Source organism: Tepidisphaeraceae bacterium (assembly GCA_035998445.1).
Lineage (GTDB): Bacteria > Planctomycetota > Phycisphaerae > Tepidisphaerales > Tepidisphaeraceae > DASYHQ01.
Window position 1 is genome coordinate 1 of record DASYHQ010000036.1, and the last position, 11,213, is coordinate 11,213.

Annotated in this window: 11 protein-coding genes; 2 read left to right on the forward strand and 9 right to left on the reverse strand. The window is 65.4% G+C overall.

The window, feature by feature from the left end; genetic code table 11:
* Positions 1–152 precede the first annotated feature (152 nt).
* The 9 genes from VGN72_14750 to VGN72_14790 all read right to left on the reverse strand — a co-directional run bounded on the left by VGN72_14750 (position 153) and on the right by VGN72_14790 (position 8,374).
* A complete protein-coding gene (locus VGN72_14750) occupies positions 153–731 on the reverse strand; it encodes a transposase (protein HEV7300621.1) in 579 nt (192 codons plus the stop codon).
* A gap of 181 nt (positions 732–912) precedes the next feature.
* Positions 913–1,221: a hypothetical protein gene (locus tag VGN72_14755; protein ID HEV7300622.1), complete on the reverse strand. Its 309-nt coding sequence runs from the start codon at positions 1,219–1,221 to the stop codon at positions 913–915.
* A 179-nt stretch (positions 1,222–1,400) separates the two neighbouring features.
* On the reverse strand, positions 1,401–1,688 hold the full coding sequence (locus VGN72_14760; GenBank protein HEV7300623.1) for a glycoside hydrolase family 52 protein: 288 nt from the start codon (positions 1,686–1,688) through the stop codon (positions 1,401–1,403).
* Positions 1,689–1,743: 55 nt separating this feature from the next.
* Positions 1,744–2,673, reverse strand: a complete 930-nt coding sequence (locus tag VGN72_14765; protein ID HEV7300624.1) for a carbohydrate ABC transporter permease — start codon at positions 2,671–2,673, stop codon at positions 1,744–1,746.
* 3 nt (positions 2,674–2,676) lie between these two features.
* Positions 2,677–3,660, reverse strand: a complete 984-nt coding sequence (locus VGN72_14770) for a sugar ABC transporter permease (GenBank protein HEV7300625.1) — start codon at positions 3,658–3,660, stop codon at positions 2,677–2,679.
* Positions 3,660–5,075: an ABC transporter substrate-binding protein gene (locus VGN72_14775; GenBank protein ID HEV7300626.1), complete on the reverse strand. Its 1,416-nt coding sequence runs from the start codon at positions 5,073–5,075 to the stop codon at positions 3,660–3,662. Before VGN72_14775 ends, VGN72_14770 begins: the two co-directional genes overlap by 1 nt.
* A gap of 104 nt (positions 5,076–5,179) precedes the next feature.
* Entirely contained in the window at positions 5,180–6,181 is a 1,002-nt protein-coding gene (locus VGN72_14780; GenBank protein ID HEV7300627.1) for a LacI family DNA-binding transcriptional regulator, read from the reverse strand.
* Positions 6,182–6,351: 170 nt separating this feature from the next.
* Entirely contained in the window at positions 6,352–7,290 is a 939-nt protein-coding gene (locus tag VGN72_14785; protein ID HEV7300628.1) for an endo-1,4-beta-xylanase, read from the reverse strand.
* A gap of 151 nt (positions 7,291–7,441) precedes the next feature.
* The gene (locus VGN72_14790) at positions 7,442–8,374 is read right to left on the reverse strand and encodes a prepilin-type N-terminal cleavage/methylation domain-containing protein (GenBank protein HEV7300629.1); all 933 of its coding nucleotides are present in this window, start codon (positions 8,372–8,374) and stop codon (positions 7,442–7,444) included.
* A gap of 845 nt (positions 8,375–9,219) precedes the next feature.
* On the opposite strand from VGN72_14790, the gene VGN72_14795 reads away from it, so the two are divergent.
* Positions 9,220–9,945, forward strand: coding sequence for a hypothetical protein (locus tag VGN72_14795; protein HEV7300630.1), 726 nt, complete (start codon positions 9,220–9,222; stop codon positions 9,943–9,945).
* A 117-nt stretch (positions 9,946–10,062) separates the two neighbouring features.
* Complete coding sequence (locus VGN72_14800) at positions 10,063–11,211, forward strand: endo-1,4-beta-xylanase (GenBank protein ID HEV7300631.1); 1,149 nt, start codon at positions 10,063–10,065, stop codon at positions 11,209–11,211.
* The last annotated feature ends 2 nt before the right edge of the window (positions 11,212–11,213 follow it).

Sequence of the window (11,213 nt, forward strand, 5' to 3'; positions counted from 1 at the left end):
ACGCTCGCTTGACTCTGCTGGATCGCTCGACGAACCGCCTCAGTCGTGGTGGCGCAGCCGTGGAGTAGTTGTCCCATAGTTCCTGCTTGTTGATGGCCAGCGGTCGTGTGCCATCATACCATGGGACTGTACACCTAGAGCAGCGCGGCTTTTTAAGCAGCGTCGTAACTGCAGTGCCGGAAGAAGCCGTGGCAGTCGTTGGGGGTGACGGCGTGCGGGGCGTCGGTCACGGCCTGCTGCAACGCCTCGTACGTCCGGGCGGCGGCGGAACGCAGGTGGCCCTTCACCTTGCTCCACATCGGTTCGATCGGGTTGAAATCCGGCGAGTAGGGCGGCAGGTACAGCATCCGGCAACACATCGACTCGATCAGCTCACGCACGCGCGGGCTGTGGTGCGGCCGCAGGTTGTCCATCACGACCGTCTCGCCGGGCCTCAGGTGCGGGACCAAGGCGTGCTCGACCCAGGCGACGAACACGCCCGTGTCCGTCGCGCCGTCGACCACCACGGCCCCGGCCAGCGGGCCGCCCGTCCGACCGTGGTCATGAATGCCTCGCGCGACCCGCGGCCGGGGCGGGCGGTGCGACTGGCGGAGGACGTGGAGCATCAGGTCCTGCTCGAGGTCCTCGACATCGCTGCTGCGGTAGCCGTGGTGGCCGACCAGCCGCCTGGCCTTGTGGCGGATCAGCGCCGCGTCCGATGGCGTGAACCGCCCGTCCTGTTGCTCGCCCACTGGGGCCTCCCCCGGCGGCGGGGAAGGTCGGGTGGGTGCGAGCCGAAGGTCAGGGCGGGAACCGGGACACGCGGTGGAGCAACGCGTCGCGCAGGGGCAGCCGTGGTCGTTCGGCGGCACCCACGACGACCTCCACCGCGTGGCCGGTCCGTCATGCGGTATGGGTTTGTCGAAAGCACGATTAGTCGGACGCGAACGTGGGCCATGGGGTCGGCCACGCCTCGACGTGCGCGCAGAACGGCAGGCCGTGCTTCACGGCCTGCGACGCGATGCGGGCGTTGGGGTGACGGTCGAGCTGGGCCATCAGGTCGACGACCGGGCGCTTCAGGGCGAAGTCGCCGCCGGCCGACGATTCCGGACGGCTGCCCTGCTCGGCGTCGGTGCCGAGCTTCACTTCGAGCACGACGTCGGGGCGTTCGGCGCCCTCGAGCACGGGCTCGCCCGAGCGGATCAGCAAACCGTCGATGCGGCCGAAGTTGATGCGCTGCATCAGATGGACGAGCTGGCGGCGGGCGGCGCTCAGCTCCTTGGTGTGGGCGTCGGGCGCGCGGGGTGCGGCGACTGAGGGGGTGGATGTAGTTGCTGGACATAAGCGATGCTCCTTTGGACTTCGGCGACCGTCGGTGTGACGGTCACGACGCCAAGAACATCACTCAAGGCAGTTCGATCTCAGATGCGATCTTGGTTCGACTTCGGTGCGTTTCCAGTCGCGGCGTTGCCGGTTGCTGCGGCGCTGCCGTGCGTGAACGGCAGGCAGACGATCGGCGCCACCGACCGGCGGTCACCGTGCTTCACGCCCACAGACAGGTTCTGGTCGGCCGGCCGGCCGATTTCCATGCCAATGCCCCCACCGGCGCCGAAGTGGCCGCACGTGAAGCTCATGAACGCCCCCATGGGCGAGTGCTGCGCGTTGAAGTCGATGATCGGCATCGTGGTAGTCGGTGTTGGCTGGTTCATAGGCTATCTCTCTCGCTCCGGCTCGGCGCCGACTGATGAGGCACCGGAACGGTCGCTACTGCTTCACGGCCCCACTGGTCAGTCCGCCGATGAACTCCCGCTGCAGGCTGAGGAACAGCACCGCCGGCGGGATGATCGCCAGCAGCGTGCCGGCGAGGAACACCCCATACTGCTGGCTGTACTCGCCGATGTACTGGTTCAGCACGACCGGCAGCGTTAGCTTCTGCTGGCTCTGCAAGAAGATGTTCGGCCCGAGGAACGCGTTCCACGCGCCAAGAAAGCTGATCAGGCAGAACGCGCCGGTCATCGGCCGCACGAGCGGCATGATCAGCGTCATGTAGATTCGGAACTCGCTGCACCCGTCGATCCGCCCGGCCTCGATCAGGTCGTTTGGCACGCCAATGATCGCCTGGCGGAACAGGAAGATGCCGAACGCGCTGACGCACCCTGGGACGAGCAGCGCCTTGTACGTGTCCATCCACCCCAGCCGCCAGATGATCTCGAAGTTCGGCGCGAGCAGGACCACGCCCGGAATTGTCATGGACGCGAGCATGAACGTGATGAGCGGCCCGCGACCGGCAAAGCGGTACTTGGCCAAGGCGTAACCGCCCATCGAGCTGAACACGAGCGAGATGAACGTGCCGGCCGAGGCCAGGAAAAGGCTGTTGGCGACGTACCGCCAGAAGTTGACGGGTCCTTGGACGGTCTGCTTCTCCCCCAGCAACGTCTCGAAGTTCTTCAGGTTGACGGTCTTGTTGGAGATCTTGTCGACCGGCGGCAAAAACGTGTAGTCGTTCAGGACGGCGGCGTCCTTGAACGCGGCGCAGACCAGCCACGCGAACGGCAGGAGCATAACCGTGCCGACGCCGATCAGCACGACCGTGCGGGCGTAGTTCGTGGCCCACCTGCGCGACACGAGCAGCAGTGCGACGAACGCGGCCGCGAGCACGATCAGGGTCCACTGAAGTTCGTTGGGCGTGTTCATGGGTTAATCGTCCGAGACCTTGCGCGACAGCCGGATCTGGGCAAGGCTGACCATGAGGATGACGAACGTGAGCAGCCACCCCACCGCCGCCGCGGTGCCTAGGTCGCCGCTGTCGAACGCGTAGTTGTACAGGTACCCAACCACGGTCAGCCCGCTGTTGTTCGGGCCGAACCCCTGCAGCAGGGTATAGGGCAACTCGAACAGCTGGAACGACCCGATCGTGCTGGTCACGACGACGAACGTCACGACGGGCGCGATCGACGGCAGCGTGACGTTCAGGAAGATGTCCCACGGGTCGGCGCCGTCGATCCGGGCGGCCTCCACCAGGCTCTGGTCGACGTTCTGTAGCGCCGCCAGGAAGTAGATCATGTTGAACCCGACGTACAGCCACAGGGACGCGATTACGACCGCGGGCATGACAAGCGCCGGGTCGCCGAGCCAGCGCATCTCTAGGCCCCACCCGATTAGTTCGTGGAGGAACCGGTTGAACAGCCCGTAGCGTGGCGTGAAGAGCATCGCGAAGAGGATGCCCACGAAGACCTGGCCGACGAGGTTGGGCGCGAAGATCGCCAGCCGGAAGAACGCCTTCATCCGTCCGTGCTTTGCGTTCAGCAGCATGGCCAACCCAAGGCTGAGCGGCAGCTGCACCGCGATCGAAGCCACGGCGAACAGGCACGTGTTGAACAGGGCCTTGCGGAAGTCCGGATCGGCCAGCACGAACGTGAAGTTCTCAGTCCCGACAAACACGCGCCGGCCCGGGCCACTGGTCTGGAAGAAGGCCAGCACGGTCGCGTGGAGCAGCGGGTAGAGGAAGAAGACGAGCGTCGTCAGGACGTACGGCAGCAGGAACAGGTACGGCGTGACCCGCACCTTCCATCGCCAACCCCCACCTGTCCGGCGCTGCTGCTTAGGCACCACGGCGGTGGCCGCGGCGATGCCGGCGGTCTGGGGGATCGTGGCGGTCGGGGTGAGCGTGGGGTTGGACATCACCGCACCCCCTTGGCCGTACCGGCCGCCGCCGCGACGGGGATCTCGGCGCCGTCGCGCAGAAAGCGATTTCGCTCCATCACGGTCCGCACGCGGCCCGCTGCGGACTTCAGCTCATTACGCGCGACCTCGTGCAGGTTCGCCTCGCCACCCGCCTGGAAATGCGCCAACGCGTTGTTGTACGCCTCGCTCAGCTTCGCAACCGCCAGCGTCATGTATGCGCTCGACTGCTCCTCGGGCACCTGCGTCGCCAGGTCGGCGTACGCGCGCCCGACGCGCATGCCGCTGAAGACCGGGCTCGGCGCGTCGATCTGCGGTTCCGTCCACGCCTGCTTCAGCGGGGGTAGGATCAGCGTCTGGGCGAACCGCTCACCCAGCTGGGCCGGGTCGTAGTACAGGTGCATTGCCAGCTTCCACGCTAGATCCGGGTTCCCGCACTGCTTCGTGATCGCCAGCCCCGTGCCGCCCCACGTGGTGGTACGGCGTGCGCCCGGTTCCCACGCCGGCACTGGCATTAAGGCCATCTTGCCGGCCAGCGAGGGCACGTCCGACTCGAACTGCTTCAACCGCCAGTCGGGGCAGATGTAGAACAGGACCAGGCCGTCGGTCATGGCCTTGGCCAGGTTTTGCCCCCACCCGGCCGGGAACGAGATCCGATCCTCCCCGGCGACGCGGCGGACGTACCAGTCGATCACGTCGACGGCCGCCGGGTTGTCGAACGCGACGTTCCCGGCCTCGTCGAACATCGCCCCGCCCCGCTGCAGCATCAGCAGCCGCAGCGCGTCGCCGCCGTCGGCGGGCAGGTCGATCATGTAACGGTCCGGCACCCCGTCGCCCGTCAGGTCCTTCGTGACCACCTCGCGACCCACGCGACAGAATTCGTCCCACGTCGTCAGCATCGACACGTCGATGCCCAAGTCCTCCACCAGGTCGCGGCGGTAGGCGAGCATGACCGAGTGGACGTCGTGCGGCAGCGCGAAGATGTGCCCGCGGCTCGACCACTTGCCGAACCGGCTGGTGACCAGACGGTCGTACAACCCCTCCCGGTGCACGTGCTCCGTGAGGTCGACGAAGCCGACGTCCTCCACCGGCCCCTTGGCGAACACGCCGAGCGTGCCGTCCAACAGCTCGACCATGTCCGGCACGTCGGCCCCGACCTGCATGGACGACTGCAGACGACCCTGCAGGGCCCGCTGGCTGACGACCTGCAGTTGCACGTCCACGCCATGCTCCAGCTCGAACCGTTCCACGGCCGGCTGGTAGGCGGCGGCGTGTTCCTTGCTGAAGGTGGCGAAGATCAAGTCGGGCCGCCCGTCGGCGCGGGGGGACGTCGCCTCCGACAGCATCGCGGCGGCGCCGGACACGATCGCGATCAGCAGGATGACGAGCGGCGCGGTGCCGTACGGAAAACCCATTGTGCCGTTCCAACAACAGAGATGACGCAATCCGCGACCAACGACAGACGTGATGACCACAGGGCCGCCGCGGGCGCGGTCGGGACGAAATGCAAGGCCGTGCGCTACGTCCGCGTGGGAGGTGGCGCGGTCGAGCCGCGGACGATCAGGTCTTCCGGCACGCGGATGTCCCGGGTCGTCGGCCGCGTCCCCCCGGCCTCAAGCACGTTCAACAGCAGGTCGGCGCCCAGCCGGCCCATCTCGCGACCGCTGACGGCGATCGCCGTCAACGGTGGGCCGAGCAGCGCGACGGGGAAAACGTCGTTGAAGCAGATCAGGCTGAAGTCCTCGGGGAGCCGCAGGCCCAGCGCGTGCGCCGCGCCCACGAGCATGACCGCGATGTGATGATCGTACGTGATGATCGCCGTCGCCCCGTGGACGCGTACCGCATTTCGCAGGAAATCGGTCGGGACCGTAAAGGGCACCTCGTGACCACCGGCGAGCTCAAGGTCGTTCGTCCGGATGCTTTGGATGAGCGTCTCGTACCGCTCGGTGACGCTGTAGTGGCTGAAGTAGCTGGCTCGGGCGTTGGCGTAGGCGAAGCGGCGGTGGCCGAGCATCGCCAGGTGGTCGACCGCCCGCCGCATGCCCATGGCGTCGTCGGCGAGGATGGCGGCAGCGGGGTTGCCCGTCTGCTCGTTCACGCACACGTACGACACCCGCCGGTGGTCCAGTTCGGCCACGGTCTCGGGCTTGGGGGCTTGCATCAGGATCGCCCCGTCGAACCGCCAGAACGGCAGCGCCGCGCTGCGGCGGCTTACGGCGCCGAGCTCGAAGAAGACGTCGTAGCCGCCGGCGTGCAGCACCTCGGCGATGCCTTCGAGCAGCGAATCGTTGATCCCCTCAGCGACGTGGGTGAGCGGGGAGGCGAACAGACCGATGATGTGCGAACTGTTCCGGTTGAGGTTCCGGGCCGCCAGGTCCGGCACGTACCCGAGCTTGCGGGCGGTGTCCTGGATCTTCTCGCGCACCGCTTCGCTCGCGCTGAACTTCTTCTTGCCGTTGAGGACGCGGCTGACCGTCGCGGGCGTTACGCCGCAGATCTTCGCCACGTCGCTAATGGTCACCCGTCGGTTCAATGCGATCCTCGGGCGTGACGACCGGGGCTCGACCGGCTGCCGCGCCAGCGCAGTATCCGCGGAGCTGCCCACGGGGTCAACCACGCCCCGCAGCCGCGACAGTGGCGGAGCACCCCCCCGAATGTCTCGCAGCGATAACTTTCCCTGACGGATGTATCTCATCGTGTTCCCGCTCCTTCCTCAACCTCGGAGGCCCCCATCGCGGCTAGCGCCCCGCCAGACGTGGGCGCGCGAACCGCGGCGCCCACCACGACGTTCACCGTGGCGCCGTCCGCAGTCAGCCCCGCCATCGCGGTCATCGTTCGCCCATCGGGCGTCGTCACGGTGACGTCGTACGCACCGAGGAACCCGCGAACCTGCGCCTGCCCGTTCGCGTCGGCCGTGAGCGACGACGCCTTCGTCGTCCAAGTCGTGTCGAGCAGGTCGGGGAAGGCTTGGCCGATCGGTCGTTTCGTCCAGTCGCGAGCCCACAGGGCCGCGTCGGGGCGCCAGTGTCGGCCGGACCAGAACCCCCACAGCATCACCCCCTCGACGTTTGGGTGCGAGAGCAGGGCCGTCATGAAACCTCGCAAATAGTCGGCCTGTAGTTGGCGGTCCTCGAAGTTGATGCTGAGCTCTGTCGACTCGATCGGCAGGCCCAAGGTCGAGAACCGGTCGAGCGTCTGCAGCGCTTCCGACGGGGGCGCGTCGGCGGCAATGCGCGACCGGATGCCGATGCCGTCCAAGGTGGTGCCCTTGGTCTGCAGCGTCTCCAGCGTCTCAAAGAAATGGTCCTGGTGAGCGTTCTGGCCCAGGCCGCTGTCGAAGATGCCGAAGTCGTTCAGGTACAGCTTGCGCTCGCGGTCGGCCACCTGCGCAAGCTTGTACCAATCGACCATCACGTCCTGCCCCAGCACGTCCATGAGGTCATGCTCGGTCACCTGCACGCTTCCGAGCTGCGTCTGACTCCCCTGCAGGGCCAGAGCCGACACCGCCCCATCGCCGTCGGCCAGCAGCCGCATCTCGTCGGTAACGGCCGGCAGGGCCACGTGGACCCGGTTGATCATCACGAGGTAGGCCGCCGCGACGATCAGGATGGTGAACAAGGACGTCAGCATGTCGAACGCCTTCAGCTAGCTCGGCGACGCTCGCGAACGTCACGCGCCTCTGCGCCGCGCCCCGCCTCGGGAACCTAGGTTGCGGTCCCGACGCGGTGGCTCGCGGCAGCCGTCGGTCCGGGTGATGCCCGGCCGTGACTCGTCGTAACGGTTACGGGTTGACGTTGATGGAGCCACGCAACAGTTGGCCCTGCGTGCCGTTCTTGAACGTGAAGGTCTCGGCGTGACCGTCGACCATGAGCGTGTTGCACGCCCTGTCCTTGTTATGCCGGAATCGGAAGTTGCCAGCGTTGTCGGCCCCGTCGCGATTCGTTAAGCCTGAGTCGGACGTGATGTCGACCGCGCTTCCCGGGTGGAACCACGATGGCACGCCGGCGTAGTTGTCGGTCAGGTTGGTCTGATAGGTAAGGCGGTACCTGTCCATACGTGATCCGACGGGGGACGACCCGGCGGTCCATCCGCCTGCGCCTGTCTGCGATAGGGCTGCATCGTAGATGAGGATGATTTCCTGGCTGCGCTTCACGCGCGAAATCTTGTACGGCACACGGCGCTTCCCGGTCTGCGGGTCGACCTGCGTGCCCCAGTACCCGTCCAGCGACGGCATGAGCCGCGGGTGACTGGCAAAGTGGCTCAACGTATTGTTCGCCGAGTCGGCCGAGTCGTCGTTTGGCGCCTCAGCGCAACGGAAGACCGCGCGCGTCCTGCCAGTGATGCCGCCGGTCGCGAAGTTCTCGTCGTAGTTGGCACCGGCCTTGTTCGTGATGTAGCTCTGAATCAGGATCGTCCAGTCGCCTGCCTTGCTACCGTCGAAACCACCGGCCACTCCAGTGGCCGGGTTGAACCCGCCATCCCAGAACCCGTATGGCAGCGAGCCCTTGTTGCCGTTCGTGTAAAGCGTGATGCCCTGCCCAATCGACCGAAGATTAGCTAAACAAGCGACAGTGTTGGCCGCAGCACGGGCGCGATTGAGCGCCGGCAGTAGCATCGAAATGAGCAAGGCAATAATTCCGATTACAACGAGCAGTTCCACCAGGGTGAAACCAAGGCGGCCAATCAGGCGGTCGCGGATGTCGTGACGACGCATAGGATGCCTCCAGGGATGTGAATCGCAATGCGATGGCGTAAGTCGCGTGGGTCCCGGCGGGTACACATGCCCACACCTGTGGGGCGCGACGAGAGATGATCATTCGGGTGCCGGCAAGAGCACCTATTTGCGAACGATGCCACGGATAATAGGCAAACGTTTACCTATTATGCCTTACGGATTGAGAAGCGTCAAAGTGCAAAGAACTTTTTCCGCTAGCTGCGGGAATCGCTGCTGCGTAGGCGTGGACGATGTGAAGGCTTGCGACCGCTATTTTCGACCGCCGTGCGATGGCAACAATCGCATCGTCGCGAAGGCCTGCTAGGTAAACGCGTACCTAGCGGACGGGGCTAACCTGCATAGACGGTATAATGACCACCTAAAGTTCCTCATTAGCCGGGGCGCGAGCGGCCGCGTCAGCCGAAGGTCATCAACCCACGTGAGTTCTTCACACAGGTAATACGGAAAGCAACGACCTTTCGGACGCCGGCGGTGGTCCTGCCGAACTGCGCTTAGCGGCCCAGAGTGCTCTTGGATCTTCGGAGTTCGGAGTTCGGGCGCCCGGAATACGGACCTTATCTCTCCGGCCCAACCACTTCATTCTCTATTGCCCAAGCAGCAAGCCAACCTCTGACGGCAGATACTTTTTAGATTAAACGCGCCCAAAAAATTTGCCTGGGTTTTGACAAAAACGAGTTGTGAAGTATTATGGTAAACGTTTACCTTTGCAGCGAACGGCTGGTTCCATATCACGGTCTCAGTTCCACCGGCATCGCGTCGAGCGATGGAGTTCGTCTTCGGCCAGCCGGGCGCTTCGAAGGCACTGATCCACATCGGAGGCTTCGATGATGTCTCAACGTGTTCTCGCTGCATTGACGCTCGTCGGCGGGCTCGTGCTGTCGTCCACGTCGACCCATGCGGTCGTCGTGATCGGAGATTTCGAAGGTTCTGACCCCGGCGCCTGGGGCCGGTGGAGCAGCGGGGTGCAGCCGTTCGGGCCGCCGGCAAACGTCGCGCTGAGCACCGAGGACAGCAGCCGCGGCACGACGAGCGTGAAGGCGACGAACGTCGGTTACCAGCAGAACCTCGCGTACGGCGCCAATGCCGCCGCCCGCACCGCGTTCGCCGTGAACACGACGCTTATGCTCGACGTGATCACCACCCCGTCGTCGGCGCCGAGCGGATATTGGCAGGTCTTCGAACTGATCCTCAATTCGCAGGGCGGCGGCTGGACCAACGTCACCAGCGGCCTGACAAACACCAGCGGTACGGGTAACAATATCTATTGGGGCCCCGGGCCCGGCGACGACGGCCGGCGCGTCGTCACGTTCTCGCTCGACTACAGTGCGGTCAAATCGTCCTGGTCGTCGCTAGCCAACGGTACGCCCGGCTGGGTCGAGCTCGTCTTCTCGCTGAACAACGACGGCGCCACCAACCCCGAGCACGCGGTGGCGTACATCGATAACGTTCGGCTGGTCGGTGACCCGGCTGCCGTACCGGAACCTGCGGCCGTTGGCGTGGCGGGAGTCGCGGCGGTCGGCGCGCTCATGCGACGTCATCGGCGGGCGTAGCGCCTGGCGGCGCGCGGCCGTTGGCAAAAGATTTGTCAGCGCGGCGACGCTGCCGCCACGGCGACATTCGACCGACCGGTTCTTCGCAGCTCAATCCCATCTCCTACCGGGAGCGTAATGATGTACCGCACGTTGCTCGCTGGCACCACGCTCATACTTGGCGTCGCCACGACCGCGACGGGACAGTCCGCCACCCTGCCGTTGCCGGGCACGCTGCGGGCGGCCGTCGGTGACCGCATGCTCATCGGCACCGCAATCATGGCCCAGGATCTGCAGGACCCACGGCACGCCGACCTGATCACCAGGGAGTTCAACTGCCTGACCGGGGGAAACGAATTCAAGCCGGACGCTCTGCAAAAGATGAAAGGCACGTTCACCTTCGAGAAGGCCGATCAACTTGTTGCGTTCGCAAAGCGGCACGACATGAAGGTCGTCGGTCACACACTGCTGTGGCACAACCAATCGCCCGCGTGGCTGTTCCAAAATGCTGACGGAGAGCCCCTTCCCCGCGAGGCGGCGTTGGCGAATTTGAAGGACCACGTCGCCGCCGTAATTCAACACTTCGGCAACGACGTGGTCGGATGGGACGTGCTGAACGAGGGCATCACCGACGGCGACGACGGTTACCTGCGCGACACGCCGGCCCGAAAGGCGATTGGCGACGACTACGTGGTGCAGGCGTTCAAGATTGCCCACGAGGCGAATCCGAACGTCGAGCTGTACTACAACGATTACAACATTGAGAACCCGGGCAAGCGTGAACGCGCCCTGAAGCTGATCCGCGAGTTGAAGGCCGCGGGCGTGCGACTGGATGCGGTCGGCATCCAGGGCCACTGGCTGATCAACTTCCCCGACGCGCAGGTGCTCGACGACGCCATCACCGAGTTCGCCGCAGAAGGTGTGGAAGTAATGATCACGGAGATGGACATCGACGTCCTGCCCCGCCGGTCGACCGGTGCCGACATCACGCTTCGCGAGGCCGGGGCCGACCCGTACAAGGAGGGACTGCCCGCGGACGTGCAGCAGAAGTTGGCCGAGCGGTACAAGGCCTTCTTCGACGTGATCGTTAAGCATGCCGCCGACGGCGTCGTGACCCGTGTGTCGCTCTGGGGCACCACTGACGATCACACCTGGCTCAACAATTTTCCTGTACGCGGGCGGACAAACCACCCCCTGCTCTTCGACCGCAACTTCGCCCCCAAACCCGCCCATGCCGCGGTGTTGGAGTCGCTGAAATCGCTGGGCGGCGCGAGCGCGCAGAATTAGGA